At 44.9% G+C, this 20781-nt stretch carries 19 protein-coding genes and 1 tRNA gene; 14 read left to right on the top strand and 6 right to left on the bottom strand.

The window, feature by feature from the left end; translation table 11 throughout:
* Nucleotides 1–98: 98 nt before the first annotated feature.
* From Q8N16_01550 to Q8N16_01505, 10 genes are all read left to right on the top strand, one after another.
* Nucleotides 99–174 (top strand) — tRNA-Asp (locus Q8N16_01550).
* Between the two features lie 97 nt (nucleotides 175–271).
* Entirely contained in the window at nucleotides 272–457 is a 186-nt protein-coding gene (locus tag Q8N16_01545) for a hypothetical protein (protein ID MDP3093427.1), read from the top strand.
* A 125-nt stretch (nucleotides 458–582) separates the two neighbouring features.
* Complete coding sequence (locus tag Q8N16_01540) at nucleotides 583–1623, top strand: phenylalanine--tRNA ligase subunit alpha (GenBank protein ID MDP3093426.1); 1041 nt, start codon at nucleotides 583–585, stop codon at nucleotides 1621–1623.
* Between the two features lie 30 nt (nucleotides 1624–1653).
* Nucleotides 1654–3699 (top strand): phenylalanine--tRNA ligase beta subunit-related protein, encoded by a 2046-nt coding sequence (locus Q8N16_01535; GenBank protein ID MDP3093425.1) that lies wholly within the window; start codon nucleotides 1654–1656, stop codon nucleotides 3697–3699.
* Nucleotides 3696–5840: a DNA topoisomerase (ATP-hydrolyzing) subunit B gene (gene gyrB / locus Q8N16_01530; GenBank protein MDP3093424.1), complete on the top strand. Its 2145-nt coding sequence runs from the start codon at nucleotides 3696–3698 to the stop codon at nucleotides 5838–5840. The genes Q8N16_01535 and gyrB overlap by 4 nt, the downstream gene beginning before the upstream one ends.
* An 18-nt stretch (nucleotides 5841–5858) precedes the next feature.
* Nucleotides 5859–6056 carry a preprotein translocase subunit SecE gene (gene secE / locus Q8N16_01525; GenBank protein ID MDP3093423.1) on the top strand — a complete coding sequence of 66 codons (198 nt, stop codon included), beginning with the start codon at nucleotides 5859–5861 and terminating at the stop codon, nucleotides 6054–6056.
* Nucleotides 6057–6151: 95 nt separating this feature from the next.
* Complete coding sequence (nusG, locus tag Q8N16_01520; protein MDP3093422.1) at nucleotides 6152–6697, top strand: transcription termination/antitermination protein NusG; 546 nt, start codon at nucleotides 6152–6154, stop codon at nucleotides 6695–6697.
* A 16-nt stretch (nucleotides 6698–6713) separates the two neighbouring features.
* The gene (gene rplK / locus Q8N16_01515; protein MDP3093421.1) at nucleotides 6714–7136 is read left to right on the top strand and encodes a 50S ribosomal protein L11; all 423 of its coding nucleotides are present in this window, start codon (nucleotides 6714–6716) and stop codon (nucleotides 7134–7136) included.
* A 16-nt stretch (nucleotides 7137–7152) separates the two neighbouring features.
* Nucleotides 7153–7989: a deaminase gene (locus Q8N16_01510; protein MDP3093420.1), complete on the top strand. Its 837-nt coding sequence runs from the start codon at nucleotides 7153–7155 to the stop codon at nucleotides 7987–7989.
* The gene (locus tag Q8N16_01505; GenBank protein MDP3093419.1) at nucleotides 7986–8807 is read left to right on the top strand and encodes a thymidylate synthase; all 822 of its coding nucleotides are present in this window, start codon (nucleotides 7986–7988) and stop codon (nucleotides 8805–8807) included. Before Q8N16_01510 ends, Q8N16_01505 begins: the two co-directional genes overlap by 4 nt.
* On the opposite strand, the gene Q8N16_01500 is transcribed toward Q8N16_01505, so the two are convergent.
* Together Q8N16_01500 and Q8N16_01495 are read right to left on the bottom strand one after the other, a co-directional pair.
* Complete coding sequence (locus tag Q8N16_01500; protein ID MDP3093418.1) at nucleotides 8808–9251, bottom strand: HIT domain-containing protein; 444 nt, start codon at nucleotides 9249–9251, stop codon at nucleotides 8808–8810.
* A gap of 3 nt (nucleotides 9252–9254) precedes the next feature.
* Nucleotides 9255–9794, bottom strand: a complete 540-nt coding sequence (locus Q8N16_01495) for an adenylyltransferase/cytidyltransferase family protein (GenBank protein ID MDP3093417.1) — start codon at nucleotides 9792–9794, stop codon at nucleotides 9255–9257.
* Between the two features lie 69 nt (nucleotides 9795–9863).
* Here Q8N16_01495 and Q8N16_01490 point away from each other — a divergent pair, with 69 nt between their 5' ends.
* Genes Q8N16_01490 through deoC form a run of 3 tightly spaced genes read left to right on the top strand, consistent with a single transcriptional unit; the run spans nucleotide 9864 to nucleotide 11783 of the window.
* Nucleotides 9864–10352 carry a dihydrofolate reductase gene (locus Q8N16_01490; GenBank protein MDP3093416.1) on the top strand — a complete coding sequence of 163 codons (489 nt, stop codon included), beginning with the start codon at nucleotides 9864–9866 and terminating at the stop codon, nucleotides 10350–10352.
* The gene (locus Q8N16_01485; GenBank protein ID MDP3093415.1) at nucleotides 10349–11068 is read left to right on the top strand and encodes a hypothetical protein; all 720 of its coding nucleotides are present in this window, start codon (nucleotides 10349–10351) and stop codon (nucleotides 11066–11068) included. The genes Q8N16_01490 and Q8N16_01485 overlap by 4 nt, the downstream gene beginning before the upstream one ends.
* Before the next feature lie 19 nt (nucleotides 11069–11087).
* Nucleotides 11088–11783, top strand: coding sequence for a deoxyribose-phosphate aldolase (gene deoC, locus Q8N16_01480; GenBank protein MDP3093414.1), 696 nt, complete (start codon nucleotides 11088–11090; stop codon nucleotides 11781–11783).
* A gap of 11 nt (nucleotides 11784–11794) precedes the next feature.
* Here deoC and Q8N16_01475 read toward each other — a convergent pair whose 3' ends face one another.
* From Q8N16_01475 to thrS, 3 genes are read right to left on the bottom strand one after another with little or no spacing between them, the layout of a single operon-like run.
* Entirely contained in the window at nucleotides 11795–13297 is a 1503-nt protein-coding gene (locus Q8N16_01475; GenBank protein ID MDP3093413.1) for a DUF5667 domain-containing protein, read from the bottom strand.
* A 59-nt stretch (nucleotides 13298–13356) separates the two neighbouring features.
* Nucleotides 13357–14934 (bottom strand): hypothetical protein, encoded by a 1578-nt coding sequence (locus tag Q8N16_01470; protein MDP3093412.1) that lies wholly within the window; start codon nucleotides 14932–14934, stop codon nucleotides 13357–13359.
* A gap of 8 nt (nucleotides 14935–14942) precedes the next feature.
* Nucleotides 14943–16772, bottom strand: a complete 1830-nt coding sequence (gene thrS / locus Q8N16_01465) for a threonine--tRNA ligase (GenBank protein MDP3093411.1) — start codon at nucleotides 16770–16772, stop codon at nucleotides 14943–14945.
* A gap of 22 nt (nucleotides 16773–16794) precedes the next feature.
* Here thrS and Q8N16_01460 point away from each other — a divergent pair, with 22 nt between their 5' ends.
* Complete coding sequence (locus Q8N16_01460; GenBank protein MDP3093410.1) at nucleotides 16795–16965, top strand: hypothetical protein; 171 nt, start codon at nucleotides 16795–16797, stop codon at nucleotides 16963–16965.
* Nucleotides 16966–17478: 513 nt separating this feature from the next.
* Here Q8N16_01460 and Q8N16_01455 read toward each other — a convergent pair.
* Nucleotides 17479–20649: a DNA polymerase III subunit alpha gene (locus tag Q8N16_01455; GenBank protein ID MDP3093409.1), complete on the bottom strand. Its 3171-nt coding sequence runs from the start codon at nucleotides 20647–20649 to the stop codon at nucleotides 17479–17481.
* Nucleotides 20650–20781 lie beyond the last annotated feature (132 nt).

Genomic DNA, 20781 nt, shown 5'->3' with positions numbered 1-20781 from the left:
ACTTCGTCGATCGGGTGCCCGACAGTTCGATTACTGTCTAGGGCATAGGGAAGCGGGCGTGATCCCCGCCCCTGACACCAGAGTTGGGAATTATTATTGGGCCGGTAGCTTAGTCTGACTAAAAGCGCCTCCCTGTCACGGAGGAGACCACGGGTTTAAATCCCGTCCGGCCCGCCCCATATTGTAACTTGCGACGCTAAGGCATCTTGCCAGTTTTTTAGAATTGTGTTAAATAAAATATCCCAGAATTCGTTTCTAGTTATGGAAGGAGGTGATAGCCGTGTGCAATCTCGATACCATTGGCAAGCTTAAGACCCTGCCTGAGGTTCGGCGGGAGATCGCTAGGGCTGAAAAAGAAATAGAAGCCACTGAGAAAGACGATTCGCGCCGCGCCGAGCTTAAGACAGAACTCGAGGCATTGCGCAAAAAACAGGGGGAGCTGGAGGACCCCCAATAAAGATATACGATTAAGGCGGCTCCACGGAGCCGTCTTATCATTGTTGTGTTTAGTTTTCCACACCTGTTTTGCCTTGCCTTTATCTTAATTTTAAGGTAAAATAGAGGTATAGAAGTTAAGGGAATATGCCTGGAATCGACCTAAAATCGCTGAAAAATAAAGCGGAAAAAGAGATTGTTGCGGCAAAAACCGTGGCTGATTTAGATCAGCTTTTCTCAAAATACCTCGGAAGCAAAGGAGAGGTCAAAAAGCTTTTTAAGGGAATAAAAATCCTGCCCGAGACAGAGAGAAAAAGACTCGGAGGGGACATCAATAATCTCCAGAAGGGGATAATCGGCTTAATGGAATCGAAAAAAGGAACTCTGGGCGTCGGCCATTTGCAAGATGCAATGAAAGCTGAAGCCGAAACTCTGGGATATGAACTGCCAAAAATCGGCCATCTCCATCCGATCACCCAGACTATCAGGATGCTCAATAAGATTTTTATTGAGATGGGCTACAGCGTTGTCGACGGGCCGGAGATCGAAACCGACGAATACAATTTCAGAAGGCTGAATGTGCCCAAGGACCATCCGGCCATGGACATGCAAGATACTATTTATATCCAGGAGCCTGATTTTCTTTTAAGAACCCATACTTCTTCGGTTGAGACAAGAACCATGGCTAATTTTAAGCCACCGATGAAATTTGTCTGTCCAGGCAGAGTTTATCGCAATGAAAAGGTCAACAAGAGCAACCATTTTATCTTCCATCACTATCAGGGAGTTGCCATTTTAAACAGGGTCAGCCTGAAAGACCTTTTTGGCACCTTTAGCCTCCTTTTCAAAAAGATGTACGGGCCAAGAGTGGTTGTCAGGTACAGAAACAAATACTACCCAGAGGTAGAGCCAGGGGTTGGCCTTGATATCCTCTGTTTCAACTGCCAGGGCAAAGGCTGTTCTCTTTGCAAAAATGTCGGCTGGATTGAAATGGGAGGCGCTGGCATCATTCATCCCAATGTCATGAAAATGGCAGGCATAGACAGTAAAAAGTGGATGGGTTTTGCTTTTGGCTTGGGATTAGACCGCTGGGTAATGGCCAAATACAAAATTTCCGATATCAGAACTCTGTTGGGCGGAAACCTGGCCTATAAATATCACGAAGGAGAGAATGCTCTAAATAACTAATTGACCTAATTTCTAATTATTCTAATTAAGGTGAAACTATTATACAGCCAATTAAAGAAGTTTGTTCCAGGATTGAAAGCAACGCCAAAGCAGATTGGAGAAAGGTTTACCATGACAGGCTCAATGATGGACGGTTTAAAAGAGGTCAGGTTCCAGGGCAAGAAAGATTATTTGATTAGCCTGGAAGTCAGGCAGAACCGGGCTGACTGTTTGTCAGTCATGGGCTTGGCAAGGGAAACAGCTGCCTTTTACGGTTTAGCTTGTAAGTCCCCAGTCCCTGCCAGTAATGCGTTTTTCACGGCCGTGAAAAACGCGTTGCGTGGTTACGACGGCTCCGAATTCCGAGCGAAGCGAGGAATCAAGGTTCTGCCGAGCGTTAGCGAGGCAGGTTCTTATATTAGAGTTGAAGCAAAAAAACAGGTTAAGCGGGCTTTAGCTTTTGAAATTACCGGAGTGAAAAACAAGGAATCTCCGTCCTGGCTGAAGGAGTTTTTAGTTTTTTACGATATTAACAGCATTAATCTTCTGGTCGATCTTTCAAATTACGCCATGATCATTACCGGATACCCCTCTCATCTTTTAGACAAAGACAAAATGGCAGGCAGTCTCTGCTGGTCTGTTAACAAGATTTTCAAAGAAATTACCACTCTTGACGGAACTCAAGTAAAGCTATCCGGAAGAGAAGTCATCCTCAAAGATGAAAAGAATATCCTGGGCCTGGCTGGGATTGTCGGCGGGAAAATTGCCGCTATTGATAAAAACAGCCGGAATCTGATTGCCGAAATGGCGATCTACGACAGGGTTTCCATAAGGAGAGACGCCAGAAATCTGAAGATCAACACCGAAGCCAGCACTAGATTAGAAAAAGATCTTGATTCTCAAGGACTGGATTTTGCCATGAGGTTTTTAATTTCTCTGATTCTTAAAGAGGCTGGCGGCAAGATTATTGCCAAACCCTTTAGCTTTTATCCGAAAGAGCAGCTTAATTCAAGGATTAAGTTTGATCCAAAGCTTGCCAGTATTTTTGCCGGCATTAACATTCCTGAATCCCAGTCTCTAAAAATCCTCAAAACTTTGAGATTCAAGGTCTTGAGGTCAAAAAATGCCTGGTTCGTTATGCCTCCGCAAGACCGGACCGACATAGTTATTCCAGAAGATGTGGTTGAGGAAGTTATCCGCATCTTTGGCTTTGAAAAGATTCCCTCAGATCAGGCCCCAGCCTTTTCGGTGGTAAGCTCGATTACTCCAAAAACAATCGATATTTCAGAAAAAACCAGGGACATTCTGGCATGCTTAGAGTTTGACGAAATCCTTTCTTGGCCATTGACCAAAAAAGACATTAATCTAGCCACTAATTATCAGGATTGGGAAAACATCTCCACCCAGAATTCTGTCAACGAAGAATTCCCGGATCTCAGGCAGTCAATCGCTCCGAGCCTTCTTTCGCAGTTGGCTGAATACAAAAAGAAGAATGTTGAGAAAATCAGCATATTTGAGATAGGCAGGGTCTTTGGCAAAAAAGGGCAAGACTTTCTTGAAGAAGACAGCCTCGGCATCTTAATTAAAAAAGAAAAAGGCAAAATCGTCCAAGACTTAAGAAGGACGATAGAAGTCTTGTTAAGATCTTTGGGTCTTGGCGACATTGATTACCCTCTGGCTAGAACAAAACCAAGGATTGCCAATCCTTTCTCCTGCTGGGACATTTCTGTCAGAGAAAAAATTGGCATATTATACAAAATCAATTCTTCTGAGCACAAAAACATCGCTTTTGCCGAAATCAGCCTTTCCAAGATAAGCCGTCTTTGCCAAGACTTTTCTTTAAATCCGGTGGTCGAGCTGACCGAAAAATTGGTGGTTTTGGACGCCAATCTCGAACTGGGTCAAAAAGAAAACATCAATGAGCTCTTGAAGACGATAAAAGCCAAGATTGGCAAAAACAATCTTTGGAGTCTTGAGGTGATTGATAGATTCCCTTTGAAGAACAAGATTCGCTATACAATAAAAGTTTCTTATATGGGGCTTACTGACAAACAAGCCAAAGAAAGCCATTTAAAGATATTTGGAATCAAACCATGATAAAGAAGAAAAAAACAAAACCAAAGCAGAAAAAAACAAAGGCGAGACCGAAATCAAAAAAACCAGTCAAAACCGGAAATCCGGCAGTAAAACCGACGGCCGAAAAAGAAGTCCTCCCGGCTAAGGCGGATAAGAAAGACAGCTATACTGCCGCTGATATTTACGTTTTGGAAGGCCTGGAACCGGTCAGAAAAAGACCGGGAATGTACATCGGATCCACCGGGCCCGATGGCCTGCACCATTTAGTGTGGGAATGCGTTGACAATTCACTTGACGAAGCGATGGGAGGTTACGCCAAGAATATAGAAGTGACTCTTTTTCCGGGAAACAAAGTCAGAACCATAGACGACGGCCGGGGAATTCCAGTCGAAATTCATAAACAGACAAAAAAATCCGCTTTGGAAACGGTGATGACGACCCTGCACGCCGGAGCCAAGTTCGGAGGCAAAGCTTATCAGGTGGCCGGCGGACTCCACGGAGTCGGGGTTTCTGTGGTCTGCGCCTTGTCTAGCTGGATGAGGGTCGAGGTCTGCCGCCAGGGCTTCAGATACGCCCAGGAATACCAAAGAGGCAAAGTTAAAACCAGAGTCCAAAAAATCGGCCCTTGCCGAGGCAGCGGCACCACCGTTACTTTCGAGCCCGACCCGGAGATCTTCAAAGAAATCAAGTTTGACTTAAAGAGAATCTTGAACCATCTCCGCCAGCAGGCTTATCTGACCCGGGGAGTGAAAATCGAGGTTTCTGACGAAAGGAACGAGCAAAAACTGAGTTATAATTTCTATTTCGAGGGAGGAGTCAGCTCTTATGTCAAATACCTAGTCCGCGGATCAAGCCTCAGGCACCCGAATATTTTCTACTGCTCGGGCGAGAAAGACGGCGTGATGGTCGAGTCTGCCTTTCAGTACACCGAAGAAGTTGAGGGCTATGAAGAGGCTTTTGCCAACAATATTTTCACCCAGGAAGGCGGTACCCACATTACCGGCTTCAGGGGCGCCTTGACCAGGGGGTTTAACGATTACGCCAGAAAAAACGGCTTCCTGAAAGAAAAAGACGAAAATTTATCCGGCGAGGACATCAGAGAAGGCCTGGTCGGAGTGATTTCGGTGAAGATCAAAGAGCCTCAGTTTGAGGGGCAGACTAAGGCAAAGCTCGGGAACGTCGAGGCCAAAGCCGCAGTCGAAACGATTGTCATCGAAGGCTTGAACGATTTTCTGGAAAGGAATCCCAATGACGCTTCGGCAATTATCGACAAATGCATTTTATCGGCTAAAGCCAGGAAAGCGGCCAAAGCGGCCAGGGAAACCGTCTTGAGAAAAGGCATCTTAGACGGCCTGTCTTTGCCGGGAAAGCTGGCTGACTGCACTTCCAGGGAGCCTCAGGACTCCGAACTTTATATCGTCGAGGGAGAATCAGCCGGAGGCAGTTCTCGCCAGGCAAGAGACCGCCATTTTCAGGCCATTCTGCCCTTGAAAGGCAAGATCCTTAATGTTGAAAGGGCCAGATTGGACAGAATGCTCGATTCTAAGGAAATCAGGGCTTTGATAATTGCCATGGGCACTGCCATTGCCCAGGATTTTGACATTGAGAAATTAAGGTACCACCGGATCGTCATTATGTGTGATGCAGATTCTGACGGAAATCATATTAAAACTCTGCTTTTGACGCTGTTTTACCGCTATTTCAAGGTTTTGATCGATAAAGGCTATATCTACATCGCCCAGCCGCCGCTCTACAGGATTCAGGCGGGCAAAGACATAAAATACGCTTATACCGAGGACCAAAAGGAAAAAGTAATAGCAGAACTTAGGCAGTTTAAAGCGCAAACCGAAAAGCGAAAAAAAGGCGTTAAGAATTTAAAATCAGATGAGTCCGGCGAGATGGCGACTACAGAAGAAGAGTCGGCCAACGAGCAGAAGGTTGCCGGTTTGAACATTCAGCGCTATAAAGGGTTGGGAGAAATGAATCCGGAACAGCTCTGGGAAACGACTATGAGCCCGGAAAACAGGGTGTTAAAGCAGGTGACAATTGAAAACGCCAGAGAAGCGGACAGGATTTTCGACATCCTGATGGGCGATGAAGTTTTCCCGAGAAAGAAATTCATTTTGGCCTATGCCAAAAAAGTTAAAAACCTAGATGTCTAATCGTTAAAACCGCACAATATGAAGATATTTGATCGCATCATAAGCTTCCTAAAGGAGGTTTTAGTAGAAACGAAAAAGGTCAACTGGCCGACCCAGAAAGAAGTTTTGAATTATACCCTGCTGGTCATAATCCTTTCGGTGATTTTGGCCGTATTCTTGGGCGGCATCGACTTTGGGTTTACGAGACTGTTAAATAAGGTTATACTACGGCAATAAATAACGATGTATTTAGTATCGAGTATTTTGTATTCAGTATACGATTTAAGCGTTAGATACCAGATACCAGATACAAGATACCAGATACAAGCATAGTGCCAAAACAAAAACTGCCTCAGCAAAAGAACTGGTACGTCATCCACACCTATTCGGGATATGAGGACGCCGTCGCCAGGAACTTGAAACAAAGGATCGAGTCTTTGGGAATGGAAGACAAGATTTTTAACGTCGTCGTCCCCAAAGAAAAAAAAATCAAGATAAAGAACGGCAAGAGGCGGGTCGTCGAGGAAAAGATTTATCCCGGGTACGTCCTGGTCGAAATGATCGTTACCGATGATTCCTGGTACGTGGTCAGGAATACTCCTAACGTCACCGGCTTTGTCGGCGCCGGCACAACCCCGATTCCGGTTTCACCGCAGGAGATCGAAACGTTGAAAAAACGGATGGGAGTTGAGGAGCCGCGTTTTAAAATCGACGTCAAAATTGGCGACTTGGTAAAAATCACTGATGGGCCCTTTAAGGACTTTGACGGCAAGATCTCCGAGGTTGACGAAGAAAGGGGGAAAGTCAAGGTTTTGATCAATATGTTCGGCCGGGACACGCCGGTAGAGCTGGATTCATTACAAATAAAGAAAGTCTAGGTTAACTGAAATTAAAATGGCTAAAAAAATAAAGGCAGTCCTGAAACTACAAGTGCCGGCCGGCCAGGCAACTCCGGCGCCGCCGGTGGGACCGGCTCTGGCCCAGCAGGGCGTCAATATCGCCGAATTCTGCCAGAAGTTCAACGAACAGACAAAATCGCAGATAGGATCTAAATTGCCGGTCGAAGTCACCGTTTTTGAAGACAGATCTTACATCTTTAAGGCGAAAACGCCTCTGGTGACTGAACTCCTGAAAAAGGCAGCTGCCATAGAAAAAGGTTCTGGCACGCCAAATACTGTCAAAGCTGGCAAGATTACTAAAGCCCAGCTCAGGGAGATCGCCAAGACTAAGTTTCCGGACCTCAATGCCGATACCATAGAAGCAGCCGAGAAGATTATTGAGGGCACGGCCAGAAATATGGGGGTTGATATAGAGTAAATAAATATTCCTCCCGATGGAGAAAAGAATTCTTATTGCTCATGTTCCCGTTCTGCATCAAGGATATTTAGATTTTCTAAAAAAGAACAAAAAAAGGATCTCTTCAATTTTTCTTCTTGGCAACAGATTGGTTAACAGGCTTTCGAGATTTGAACCGGATATCACTTCCATAGAGGCGGCTGACTGCAAGAAATTATTGAGAATCATGGGTTTTGACAAAGTTCAAACCTTTTCTTTAAATACTCTTAAAGAAATCTATGGTAAAAAGATTCTTCTTATCAACGACGAGGTTTCTAGAAACCTGAATGAAAAGTATTTTAAGGGGGGAGACGTGAAATGGGCTTCGGTTTTCCTGCGTTGGGACAAAGAATCTATCGTGGCTGAAATGCCGGTCAAAAACGTACCTTTTTCCAAGAATCCTTTTGACATTGCCATAATGAAAAAGGCCTATGACGAAGCGCAAAAAAGCAGCGATTGGTGGCGCCAGGCGGGGGCGGTGCTCCTGAAGAACGGCGAGATAATACTGCGGACCTATAACCAAGCTCTGCCTACGGACCATTCTATTTATCAGGTCGGCGGCGTCAGGGATTTCTTTGCCGCCGGAGAAAGACAGGATTTAAACAATATCATCCATGCGGAGCAGAGAATTATCGCCGAAGCAGCCAAAAACGGCTTGTCGCTAAACAAAACCGCTCTTTATCTAACGCATTTTCCATGTTCGGTTTGCGCCAAGCTTATTGTTTATTCCGGCATCAGGAAGATTTATTTTTGTGAGGGCGCGTCAACCCTTGACGGCAGAAAAATGTTAAAGTCAGCCGGCATCAAAATAATCCGTTTGCCAATGTTAAAATGAAACAATATCTGGACTTACTGAAATACGTTTTAGAAAACGGAGAAAGAAAAGGCGATCCTCAAGGCATTGGCAACCTTGCTGTTTGCGGCTACCAGATGCGTTTTAAGATGGATGACGGCTTCCCTCTCTTGACTACAAAAAAAATGCCCTTAAAGTCAATTATCTATGAATTGCTCTGGTTTTTGCGGGGGGATACAAACGTGCAATATCTTCACGATCACGGGGTGACTATCTGGGATGAGTGGGCTACGCCCGAAGCTTGTGCCAAGTACAATCTTCCTCCAGGAGAATTGGGACCGATTTACGGCGAGAAGTGGAGGCGCTGGAAAACCAGAGACGGCAAAACGATTGATCAAATCAGCGATGTCATTAAGGAAATAAAGGCTTTTTCAGATTCACGACGACTAGTCGTAACCGCTTGGGATCCGGAAGACGTTGATAAGGTTTTTGTCGCTCCCTGCCACTGTTTTTTCAAGTTCTTCGTGGCCCAGGGCAAATTATCCCTGCATTTATTCCAAAGAAGCGGCGATGTTTTTCTCGGAGTTCCCTTCAATATCGCCTCCTATTCGCTGCTCTTGATGATGGTTGCCCAGGTTACCGATTTAAAACCATACGAATTCATCCACACCATCTCTGATACTCATATCTACCTTAATCATATTAATCAGGCAAAAGAGCAGCTTTTGCGTCAGCCAAGACCGTTGCCAAAAATGATTCTCAACCCCGAAATAAAAAATATCTTCGAGTTTGACTACGAAGACCTCAAATTAGAAGATTACGACCCTCATCCTTCAATAAAGGCCGAAATCGGCATCTAGCTAGCCTATTGGAAAAAAGACCGCTTTGGCACGGCCGGTTTTTTTGTTTTCTTGAGGAGAAACTATGTGAAAATGAAGGTGGGTGACCGAAGTCCCTGATAGCCTTGAGTCACCGAATCTTGCCATCAAGCCGCCCCCTTTTATTCGAAATCTCCTGATTGCCCAGCCGGCCAAAAAGATAACAGATTCCATGTCTGCTTTCGTCAATTCAGAAATAGTTTCCTTATGTTTTTTAGGACAAATGATGAAATGGTAACGGGAATTCTTGTACGGCCAAGAGTTTTCGGTCAAAAACCAGTTGTTCTTCCGTTTAAGGATGGGTTTTTTATGATATCGAAAATTTTCAGGACAGAAAGGACACTTTTTATCCAGTTTTATCCGAGAGATAACTTTCTTGTAATCCTTCCTTTTGGCGTTATTGATGTCAACAAAACTTTTCGCCATAGGCTATTTTTTAGCGGTCATCGCCGAAGCGAGAAATTTTAAGTGCTTTTTGACTGTTTTTTCAATAAATTCGGTGGTGGAAGTCTGGCCGGCCTGACGCGTAAGCTTAAGGACTTTGCCGGCGTATAATCTAAGTTTTTTGATTTGCTCTTTGCTATAGCTGTCAGTGGTAATGAAAAAATCCGGCCTGATTGCCTTGACCAATCCGTACTGCCAGTTTCCCTTTTTATCAATATCGTCAATCAGAGTGGCATAATCAACGCATTGCTGGTATTTAAGCATCTCCAGCCTTTCTTTTTGCGGTATCACCGGCCGCAGGTTGTTCTTTTTGTAAAGCTTGATGCCCCTATCGCTGTCTGCGCCGACGACGAGGACGTCGCCGTGGCTTTTAGCTTTCATCAGATATCTCAAGTGGCCGATGTGAAGCATGTCCCAAGATCCAATAGTGCAGACAATTTTATGGCCAAGGGCTTTATGGGCTTCGACTATTCTTTTAAGTTTGCCGTAATCTAAAATAATCATCTTTTCCTCTTTTTTCTTCATAATGTTTTCCTGGTTATGCTATAATATGTTTATAATAGGATATCATAGACTAAAAACTCTGTAAAATAGATGATTGTTTCGATAATAGCCGCTATCGGCAAAAATCGCGTTATCGGAAATGATAACAATTTGCCTTGGAGGTTGCCGGCAGACATGAAGCGTTTTCGGGAAATAACTTCTGGGAAACCGGTAATTATGGGGCAAAAGACATTTGAGTCGATAGGCAAAGCCTTGTTTGGCCGTACCAACATTGTTCTCAGCAATGACTCTGGTTTTCGGGCAAAAGATTGTCTCGTCGCCCATTCTCTAGAAGAAGCGCTGAATGCGGCTAAAGAAGAAGAAGTGATGATTGTTGGGGGAGAGTCGGTCTATAAGCAGTTTCTGCCTTTGGCCGACAGAATGTATCTAACTTTGATAGATGAAGAGTTTGCCGGCGACGCCTATTTTCCCGAGTATAATTCTGAGGAATGGGAGGAAAAAGAACGCAGAAACTGTCAACCAGACGACAAAAATCCTTATAATTACGCTTTTGTTACTCTCCAAAGGAGAAAAATATGAAAAACAGCCTTTATCCGGGAAAACTCATTATTTTTGACGGCTTAGACGGTTCCGGCAAATCAACCCAAGCGAACCTCTTGATAAGCCACCTGCGAAAGGAGGGATATCCGGTGGCCTTTTTTGATTTTCCTCAGCATGGCGAAAGATCGGCAACCCTGGTAGATGACTATCTAAACGGCAAATACGGCACCGCTCTTGAAGTCGGCCCCTGGCGAGCTTCTATTTTTTACGCCTGCGACCGGTATGACGCCAGCTTTAAAATTAAAAGATGGCTGGCTGAAGGAAAAATTGTCGTCTGCGACCGCTATGTGGGGTCTAATATCGGCCACCAGGCGGGCCAAATAGAAGACTTGGCGGAAAGAAAGAAAATTATAGAATGGATTTTTGACCTGGAATACGGGATTTTTAAGATCCCCGAGCCCGACATAAACTTTATTTTAAAAGTAACCCCGGAAATAGCAGTGGAACTGTCTGATTCGCGTAAAATAAAAGACCAACAGAAACTCTTCAAGAAGCAATCTTATTTAGGCGAAAAACCTAGAGACATGCTGGAAAAAGACATAAATCATCAAAAAAACGCCCTTGATTCTTATTTATGGAGCGCCAAAATATACCCCGGACTTTTCACGGTCATAGAATGCGTTGAAAGCGAAAAACTGCTGCCACCCGAATCAATTCACGAAAAAATCTGGGCTGAGATTAAAAAGGTTATCTAAAGAATAAAACAATAATCATATGCTCATAGAAAAAGAGGTGTTAAAAGAGGTTTCCAAGACTATTGACTATACCAATATCGGCAAAGAGGCGAAGGAAGAGGATATCAAAAAGACCTGCGAAGAGGCCAAGCTTTACAATTTCCGGGGAGTCTGCGTCAACCCCCAGTGGATAAGAATGATCAACCAAGAGCTCTTGGGGACCGACATCAAAGTCATCTGCCTGATCGACCCGCCGATGGGCACCAGCCCGCATAAGTTGAGAATCCAAGAGTGCGAAAGGGCCAGGCTCGACGGCACAGACGAGCTAGACGTTGTCATGAACGTTGTCGATCTGAAATACGGACGCTACCTGAATATTCTTGGCGATTTAAAGGTCATCACTCAAATCCTGCCCACCAAAGTCATTATTGGCTCGGGTTATCTGACGGATGCCGAAGTCAGAAAAGCTTCAGAACTGGTGAAAAGCTCCGGAGCCATCTGCGTCAAAACAGCTACCGAAAAAGACCCTTTAGGGCATTCGGAGCTCGCCGAAAAAGCCAAGCATTTGAAAATCATGAAAGAAGCCGCTCCCGGCCTTTTGATTAAAGCTGCCGGCGGCATCAGAAATTATGCCGACTGGCAGATGATGAGAGAAGCCGGAGCCGACATTATCGGCACCAGCTTCGGGGTTGAGATTATGGAGGAAGTCAAGGCTGAGAGACGAACTTCTGAATAAGCCTGCTTGCCTTACTCAATCTCTTGGCCGCAAGTTTCCCGCTTAATCAGTCTGTCTTCGCAAGAACTGTACCAGCCCTCTAGTTTTGTGCCAATGTTTTTGCAAACAGGCTGGCAATCTTTGCAGTTGTCCCATTTAAGAAAATTTCCATTACAATCGTGCCAGCCTTCTGACCTTGTGCCGATTGCAAAGCAAACAGGTTTGCATTCTTTTTCAATAAGAACGCATTTGCCTGTGGCGTCTGGATAGTCACCTTCATACTGGCAGCGGTAACCTTGTTTACAAATGATTCCCTGAATGCCGCCGCATTCAGGAAGGTTGGTTTCCGAGTTCAGCGATTTCAAACACTCTGCTTTTGTCTTGAAAGTCCGCAGACCCAGATACATATAAGCGCCGCAGAAACTCTTTACTTGGCATGTTTTCTGATTGTCATCATACCACCAGAGATTCTGGCAGCCGGGCTTGACTAATCCTTCGCACTCTCCCTTATAGGCGACATCGACTCCTGCGGCCTTGGCAAAACAATCGTTGGAATAGGTCTTATTATCTGTGCCGCAAACCGGGTCCCAAAGAGTAATGCACATAATGCCCTTTTTGACCCGCTCTAATCTTTTTTGAGTGTCTTCGGACTTAACTTCTTGCTTTAAGTTTTCAATGATTTCCAGCTGTTGTTCCTTGTCTCTGCCGATAACCTGAAGGTAATTGCCGATTTTTTCCTGCTTTTCGGGGGGCATATTTTCAAAAACGTCTTTAAAAAGCTCCATCTTTTTTTCGGCGGCTTTCCTGATAGCCTCCCGGGCTTCCAAGGGAAGTTTCTCTTCAAGCTTTCTCAAAAGCTGAAAGTCTTCCAGGGATTTGAAATCGGTGGCTGTCTGCTTTTCCAGGGCTTGACTGATTCTCTCTGCGATTTTTTCTTTATTGTTCTCCAGTTTAGCCATAACCTGACCGAATTTTTCGATGTGCTGCTCGCGGGCAACCTCGATTTTTTCAAAAACCTGGGGCGGAACCTGATTTTCCAGCTTTCCCAAGATTTTTTGCTGCAAAAGATTCTGCTCCGTAAATTTCTCGAGGAATTGATTAACCTTGGGGTTGGTTTGGGCCGTATCTTTAATCTTTTGGATCTGGCTGTTTAACCTCTCAATTCCTTTCTGGTAATTCTCGGTTGCTTTTTTAAGCGTTTCCGGATCTTGGGTTTTTTCAGAAAGTGTTTTTAATTCTATTAATTTCTCGTTTAAAATCGTCTGTCTTAACTCGGCTTTTTTGACCGGATTAAAAGTGAAGCCCAGTTTTAAGTTCCTTTGCCATTCTTTAAGGAAATAGAATTTGTTGTCTGGCAAAATGTTTGGAGTTGCCACTCCAAGATCTTGGGCAGTGACATCTTCTTCAATATTCTCAACAGTCACTGTTGGAGACGAGGCAGGGGCTGGCGTTTCTTCGGCTAAGGCTAAACTAAATATAGCCATCGCTGCTATCAATAGAGAGCAAAAAACGAGTTTCTTGTAAAATGAGTTCATTTTTTTAAACTTTAGTTGATTTAAGCCGACTTTGTTTTACTATATGACACTGGGATCTGCTATTCAAGCTCTTCTTTCTTTGCCTTCAAGTAGCCTCGCCAGCTCTCGAGGAACTCAAAAAATACCTGCAAAGGCGCTTCAAAGAAAAGATTGAGAATGAGGATAATCAGGTTGTATTTCTGGAGCTGTCCGGAAAGCCACTTGCCGGCGTTCCTGAAGGGCAGAAAGAAAACGTCGGCGATAAAGCTGACAATATCCTCTTCCTTTTCCCGGTCGCTGGCCTTCAGCTGTTTGGTCGAGGCTTCGATTTTCATCCCCGAGAAAGCAATCAAAGAGAAAAAGGCCAGGAAAATGAGGATGCTCAGCCAGCTGAAATTGATTCTCGAGAGCAGGTAGATCACTCCGGTGAAAACAGCGGCCGTGCTGATCAAAAAGATCGTTTTTAAGATAAAGGTTATCCAGCCCTTCTTTTCCGGAGGTTTTTTGACCAAAATGCTTTCCAAACGCTCTCCGGGATAGACGATTTTCATAGTTTGATCGCAAACGATTCTTTTGTTCTCCTCTTTAGGAATCCTGATTGAGGCAATGATCAAAAACATCAGCAAAGGCGGGACAAGAAGGTTGACCCCGGCTGCCAGGGGAGAAAAGTTGTTAGTCAGGCGGTCATAGGGAACCTCGATCAGGAAAGCCAGCAGCATCTTTGACAAAAGGATTGAAATGACCCATCTGCCGCCCCAGCGGCGGTTCTGCTTTTTCATCTGCCGGTATCTTTTCTCGTAGGTAAATTTCAGGCGCGGCTCAAGGGAATCGGGCTTTTCAAAAAGCTCTCTTGTCTGCTTGGGATCGTCGCAAACTATGTCGTTGATAAGAAGGAAGCCAGGAACAAAACGGCAGACAACTGCCTGGATCCTTTTGACTAAGGGGTGGCTGATCTCCCCATCAATCTCCCTTTTTAGAAACGGCAGGTTCTGGGAAAAACTGGCCAGAAAATCAAAATCGGGGGAGTTGGCGAATTCCGGAAGCTTCAGCTTGAGCAGCCTCCAGCTCAAAAGCGCCTGGTCGGCTTTCAGAAGCCCTTTTTGGCAAGCGATGAAAACCAGCTCTTTTTTCCTCTGATCCTCGATGAAAATATCCGGGAAGGCCAGCCGCTTCAAGAGTTCTTCGACCATGTAGTTAAGAAGGGAAGATTCTTTTCTCTGGGGAGCCAGCTTTTCCTCGATTTCTGTCGCCGCCAGTCTTTTCAACCATTCGATCAGGCCGTCTTTCCCAGACGTCGCCGATAGGCTCTCAATTAAAAAAAGGTATTTCCCCAGAAGCTTTTTGACCTCTTCGATTTTTGTTTCCGGAATCTTGTCGTTGGCAAAATAGCCGCCTCTTATCAACTCGAAAATCAGGGGTTTTGAGATCTCTTCGGGATCCGTAGAAAGCAAAAGTCGCCTTTTTAGGACTCTCTCGATGGTGTTTTTCCTCAATAAGTGCTCCTCCTGGTAGTCGATCACCTGGCGGAGCTTTTCGTAGAGAGTGGCTATTTTAGAGGCGACGTAGTCAACGTGGATTTTTGGGGCATCGACTTGGCTTTCTTCAAGACTAAAAGAGTCTACTTGCTGAAGATACTTTCTAGTCGGATCAGATATCATAAAATTATTTACTTCTTCTGGTCAATCTCTTTCCTTATCTTAGCGACAAAATCATTGAGTTTCATCGTCCCCAGATCTCCTTTTTGTCTTTGCCTGAAGCTGATATTTTTGGCCTGAATCTCTCTGTCGCCGACAACCAGAAGATAGGGGATTTTCTGGAGCTCGCCGCTCCTGATTTTTTTGGAAACCGTTTCTTGTTCGTCTTTTAGTTCAACTCTTATATTAGCGTCTCTCATAACCTGAACGATTTTGCGGGCGTAGTCAAGATGGCGGTCAGCCACGGGAATCACCTGGACTTGGACCGGGGACAGCCAAACCGGAAAAGCGCCGGCATAGAACTCAATCAAAAAGGCCATGGTTCTTTCAAAGGCGCCGATCGAAGAGCGGTGGACAACGACCACCTCTTTTTCCTTCCCAAGATTGTCGGTGTAAGTGAGTTCAAAACGTTTGGGCATGACAAAATCGTACTGAACCGTGAATGCGGTTTCTTCCTGGCCGTTGACTTTTTTGACCTGGATGTCTATTTTGGGGCCGTAAAACGCCGCTTCTCCTTTTGCTTCAAAGAAAGGCGCTTCTATCTCTTTTAAAACCTGGCGCAAGATATTTTCAGCCGCATTCCAGGCCTTATCGTCTTTATAATACTTTTTGTTGGCGTCTTTCCGGTCGCCCAAAGAGAGACGGTAGCGGTAGTCAACGCCTTTTTTCAACCCAAAGACCGAATTAGCATAATCAATTAGCTTCAGAACTTCCATAATTTCGCCCCGGGCTTGTTCTTTGGCGCACATTATGTGAGCGTCTGCCAGACAAAACATTCTTACTCTCGTCAATCCGGAAAGCTCGCCGCTTTTTTCGTATCGGAATTGGGAGGCGATCTCTGCAAAACGCACCGGTAACTCTTTGTAGCTTCGCGGTTGCGATTTGTAGAGCATAAAGTGATGGGGGCAGGTCATCGGCCGCAGAATCAGTTTTTCTTCGTCTATCTGCATGGCCGGGTACATAGTGTCTTTGTAATACGGGTAGTGGCCTGATTTTTCATAGAGTTCCACTTTGGCGAGCGGCGGGGTAATGACGTGCTGATAGCCGCGTTTCGTTTCTTCCTCTATCACAAATTTTTCAAGTTCTTTTCTGATTATTGTTCCCTTGGGAGTCAAAAGCGGCAGGCCCTTGCCGATAATATCGGAGAAAACGAAAAGGTCCAGTTCTTTTCCTAGCTTGCGGTGATCCCGTTTTTCCGCTTCTTCTTGTTGTAAAAGATATTGTTCTAGTTCTTTTTGAGTTGGAAAGCAGGTGCCGTAAATCCTGGCGAGCATTTTGTTCTTTTCCGAGCCGTGCCAGTAGGCGCCGGCAACAGACAGAAGTTTAAAAGCGCCGATTTTACCAGTTGAGCTGATATGGGGCCCGGCGCAAAGAGAAACAAATTCCTTGCCGGTCCAGTAAGCCGTTGCTTTTTCACCGCGCTTTTTGATATCTGCCAGTAATTCCCGTTTATAGGGATTACTTTTGAATAATTTTTGGGCCTGGACAAACGAAAACTCCTCTCGCTTAATAGGCAGGTTTCCCTTGATTATCTTTGCCATTTCCGCCTCTATTCTGAGAAAGTCCGCTTCAGAAATCTTAAGCGGTTGGCCGGACTTGCCCGATAGTTCCGCATCAAAGTCAATATAAAATCCCTCATCGGTCGCCGGCCCCATTGCCTCTTTAAATTGAGGATAAAGCCGAATCATTGCCTGATGCAGGACATGCTCGCAGCTGTGGCGCATTTTCCAGAGCTCTTTTGCCCTATACTCCTCGGAGGAGTCGGGCTTTTTTGCCTTTTTAGAGGTTGATTTCTTAGACATAGGCGTAATATGCTATTTTAGCATGTTTAAACTCTTATTAAAAGACCTTGAAATTAAAATGCCTCCTTTAGCAGGAGGTGTCTTGGTAGCAGAACTATTAACTGACAACTACGAAAACATCTCCCGCCAAAGGCAGGTAGTGGTGGTCGTAGTAGTGGTTGAAACACAGAATTTATTCATAGTTAGAGGATAGCAACTCAAAACCTTTTGTCAAGGTCTTGTACTGATTCAGATGATATTACTGTGTCATGTGTTGTGCGAACAACAGTTTGGTTATAAAAACCTGTCAACAATACACACGATCGGGTGTAATGGTGACATGTTTTAAGGTAAGTTAAACAGCCGAGAAAAGAGTTGGTAAATATCTGTTGAGGTCTAACCTCAACAGAAAACTGACATTTCTAATTCCCGCTGCCCTGACATTATCATTTCCTTTCAACATGGCTTGCCGAATCCTTGACTTTTAAGGGGTTTTTGCTATAACGGAGGCGCATTTCATCGTATTCTTTGTGGAAGGAGGAAACCAATGGAATGGATTGTGAACATGCCCCGGGAGGGGCAAGCCCTGTTGCTTGTTTTCTTTTCGGGACTCATCATCGCTGCTCTCCTATGGTGGCTTGAGTGGCGGAGAGAAAACAAACAGGGTTAAATCCCAACTTAAGGACGGCCAATGGTCGTCCTTTTGCATTTAAAACAAGGTTATTTTTTAAGCTTCCACTATTTCCTGGATGTCATCGCAGATAATCTTGGGCAGATTGTCTTTGAAGCTGACTCTGCCGGTTATAAAGACAATCTTGTTTTCTCTGAAAGGCAGGGGATTCCTTTCCAGGATAGACGGGAAGACGACTATCTCGATCTTGTCGGTCAGGTCCTCCAACTTCACGAAAAGCATGGGCTTGCCATTCTTGGTAATGATTTTCTTTAGGCTCGAAAGAATGCCAGCCACCTTTATTCTTTTCCCTTCAATTTCCTTGGTGATTTTTGCCAGAGGAGAAGCTTTTTTTTCTAAAATCATCCTGAGGCTCTCTAGAGGATGAGAGGTGACGAAAAGGCCTAATAATTCTTTTTCCCATTCCAGCTTTTCTTTCGAAGAAGCAGGGGAAGCCGAGGCCAGCCTGATTTCAGAGCCAAAATTGATCTTGCCCCCAAAAAGATCTCTCTGGCCAGAAGCTCTTTTTCTCTGGCGCTCTCGGTTGAACTCCAAAATTTCCTCGATGTTGGACAGAATCTGGTTTCTTTCAACCAGGGAGTCAAAAACTCCGGCTTTAGCCATGCTTTCAAGTGATTTCTTATTCAAATCCTTGGAGCTTATCCGCGAGAGAAAATCGCCCAGATTCTTGAATGGGCCGTTGGTTTTCCTCTCATCGGTAATCGCTTTGACGACGTTGGCGCCGACATTCTTGATGCCTAAAAGTCCAAAACGGATCTGTTTTTCTTTGGGAACAACGGTAAAGTTAGTCAGGCTTTCGTTAATGTCCGGCGGCAAAACCTCAATTTTCATTCTTTTGCATTCTTCGATCAAGAAAGCGATTTTTTCGACATCGTGCTTCTCTGAAGTCAACAGGGAAGCCATGAATTCCACCGGAAAGCGGGTTTTTAAGAAAGCCGTTTGGTAAGCAATCAGGGCGTAACCGGCTGCGTGCCCACGGGGGAAGCCGTATCTAGCAAAAGGTAAAATCCATTCCCAGAGCCTTTCGGCGGTTTTTTCTGGGATATCGTTTTTAATCATGCCGCTGACAACTTTTTCCTCCTGTTCGTCAAGCAAAGACTTGATTTTTTTGCCGACAGCCTTTCTTAAAACGTCGGCTTCGCCCATAGTGAAACCGGCCAAGTCCCGAGCGATCTGGAGCAGCTGCTCCTGATAAATACATATTCCGTATGTTTTTTCCAGAATGGGTTTGAGTTTTGGATGGAGGTATTCAACCTTTTCTTTTTTGTGTTTTCTTTTGATGAAAGAGGGGATAAATTCCATCGGCCCTGGCCGGAAAAGGGCGATCATGGCAATCAAATCCTCCATTTCTGTGGGCTTTAAGTCCACCAGATAACGAGTCATCCCCGACGATTCCAGTTGAAACAGGCCGGCGGTCCGGCCGTTCTGCAAGGTCTTATAAACTTCTTTATCGTCAAGAGGGATATTGTCAATATCAACTTTCAAGCCGTCGTGGACAGCATAAATGCGGGCCAGGGTGTCTTCAATGACGGTCAGGTTCTTTAGTCCTAAAAAGTCCATTTTCAAAAGGCCGAGTTCTTCAATAGAGTGCATTTCATACTGGGTAACAATGTTTTCGTCATTCTGGGTCGGATGCTGCAAAGGTACCAGGTTTTCCAGGGGTTCGGCGGAAATGACCACTCCGCAGGCGTGAGTCGAGGCGTGCCTGGCTACTCCCTCCAGCTTTTTAGCCAAATCCACCAACTTTTCAGCCCTGGCGTCCTGGCTATAAAGGTCTTTAAACTCCTTAATTTTGTTTAGAGCATCGTTAAGGGTAAAGCCGAAAGGAATCATTTTGGCCATCTGGTCGCAGAAAGAATAGCTGTAGCCTAGGGCTCTGCCAACATCCCTAATGACAGCCCTCGAGGCCATGGTTCCAAAGGTGATAATCTGGGCGACTCTGTCGCGGCCGTATTTTTGAGAGACATAGTCAATAACTTCATTTCTCCGGCGGTCGGTGAAATCGATGTCAATATCGGCCGGCGAGATTCTCTCTGGATTTAAAAACCTTTCAAAAAAAAGATTGTATTTGATCGGGTCAATATTAGTGATGTTAAGGATGTAGCTGACCAAAGAATTATTGGCAGAGCCGCGGGCAGAAAAAATAATCCTTTTTTCTCTGGCCCAGTTGGCAAAATCCTGGACGATCAGAAAATAAGAGGCGTAACCGACTTTTTGGATAGTTGCCAGCTCAAAATCAAGCCTTTCCAAAACCGCCGGAGCAGGCGCATTTCCGTATTTCTTTTCCAGGCCTGCGAGGCAAAGGGTTTTTAAGTATTCGTCTGCCGGTTCCTTATTCGGGGTTTCGAATTTTGGCAGTTTCCACTTGCCCAAATCAAATTTAAAATCGCATAGATCAACAATCTTTTGGGTATTTTCAATCGCCCCTGGGATATCTTTGAAATATTCTGCCATTTTTTCCGGAGAGGTCATGGAAAAATCATCCTGTTTCATGGTCAGCCTTTCAGGATCGTTAGCGTCTGCTCCGGTATTAATCAGCATTAAAATATCCTGGGCGTCGGCGTCCTCGGGCCTTAGATAATGAAGATCCTGGGTCGCCACCAAGGGAATGCCGGTTTTCTTAGACAGAGAGATTAATGCCTCGTTTATAATTCCTTGTTCTTTGATATTTTGGTGGTGCTGAAGCTCGAGGTAAAAGTTGCCCTTGCCGAAAATCTCCTGGTATTTCAAAGCCGTTTCTTCAGCCTCTTTTAGTTTTTTGGCCAGTATTAATCTAGGGATCTTGCCTTGAAGACAGGCAGAAAGGCCAATCAGGCCTTGACCATACTCGGCTAAAAGCTCTTCATCGATTCTCGGCTTATAATAAAAGCCCTGTAAATGGGCTTTGGTGATTAGCTTAACCAGGTTTTTGTAACCCAGTTCATTCTTGGCCAATAAAATCAGGTGGTATCTCTTGTCGTCGACATTCGGACGCTTATCGGTCATCTTGTTGTTGGCAACATATACTTCGCAGCCGATAATCGGTTTTATCCCTTTTTTGACCGCTTCCTTATAAAACTCAACGGCGCCGTATAGGACGCCGTGGTCAGTGAGGGCTAGCGAATCCATGCCAAGCTCTTTGACGTAATCTAAAAGATCCGGGATTTTTGGCAAACCATCCAATAGAGAATACTGGCTATGCACGTGGAGGTGAGTGAACTTTGTCATTATCGTAGATGGACGCTTGCCTCGTTAGCCGCCGAAAGCGGTTTTACGGGATGGAGATGGATGAATTTTAAGGGTGTAAATTATACCATTTTACCTTTTGCCAAAAGGGGAGTCAAATAGATCGTTTTTTAT

This window comes from bacterium (assembly GCA_030693425.1).
Classification (GTDB): domain Bacteria; phylum Patescibacteriota; class Minisyncoccia; order Minisyncoccales; family GWA2-46-15; genus GWA2-46-15.
The sequence above is the reverse complement of the archived record's forward strand: the minus strand, read 5'-3'. Positions and strand labels throughout refer to the sequence as shown.

Coding starts and splice junctions, on each gene's coding strand:
- Q8N16_01540 (MDP3093426.1), top strand. CDS start 583: ATGCCTGGAATCGACCTAAAATCGCTGAAAAATAAAGCGGAAAAAGAG.
- gyrB (MDP3093424.1), top strand. CDS start 3,696: ATGATAAAGAAGAAAAAAACAAAACCAAAGCAGAAAAAAACAAAGGCG.
- secE (MDP3093423.1), top strand. CDS start 5,859: ATGAAGATATTTGATCGCATCATAAGCTTCCTAAAGGAGGTTTTAGTA.
- rplK (MDP3093421.1), top strand. CDS start 6,714: ATGGCTAAAAAAATAAAGGCAGTCCTGAAACTACAAGTGCCGGCCGGC.
- Q8N16_01510 (MDP3093420.1), top strand. CDS start 7,153: ATGGAGAAAAGAATTCTTATTGCTCATGTTCCCGTTCTGCATCAAGGA.
- Q8N16_01505 (MDP3093419.1), top strand. CDS start 7,986: ATGAAACAATATCTGGACTTACTGAAATACGTTTTAGAAAACGGAGAA.
- Q8N16_01500 (MDP3093418.1), bottom strand. CDS start 9,251: ATGGCGAAAAGTTTTGTTGACATCAATAACGCCAAAAGGAAGGATTAC.
- Q8N16_01495 (MDP3093417.1), bottom strand. CDS start 9,794: ATGAAGAAAAAAGAGGAAAAGATGATTATTTTAGATTACGGCAAACTT.
- Q8N16_01490 (MDP3093416.1), top strand. CDS start 9,864: ATGATTGTTTCGATAATAGCCGCTATCGGCAAAAATCGCGTTATCGGA.
- Q8N16_01485 (MDP3093415.1), top strand. CDS start 10,349: ATGAAAAACAGCCTTTATCCGGGAAAACTCATTATTTTTGACGGCTTA.
- deoC (MDP3093414.1), top strand. CDS start 11,088: ATGCTCATAGAAAAAGAGGTGTTAAAAGAGGTTTCCAAGACTATTGAC.
- Q8N16_01475 (MDP3093413.1), bottom strand. CDS start 13,297: ATGAACTCATTTTACAAGAAACTCGTTTTTTGCTCTCTATTGATAGCA.
- Q8N16_01470 (MDP3093412.1), bottom strand. CDS start 14,934: ATGATATCTGATCCGACTAGAAAGTATCTTCAGCAAGTAGACTCTTTT.
- thrS (MDP3093411.1), bottom strand. CDS start 16,772: ATGTCTAAGAAATCAACCTCTAAAAAGGCAAAAAAGCCCGACTCCTCC.
- Q8N16_01460 (MDP3093410.1), top strand. CDS start 16,795: ATGTTTAAACTCTTATTAAAAGACCTTGAAATTAAAATGCCTCCTTTA.
- Q8N16_01455 (MDP3093409.1), bottom strand. CDS start 20,649: ATGACAAAGTTCACTCACCTCCACGTGCATAGCCAGTATTCTCTATTG.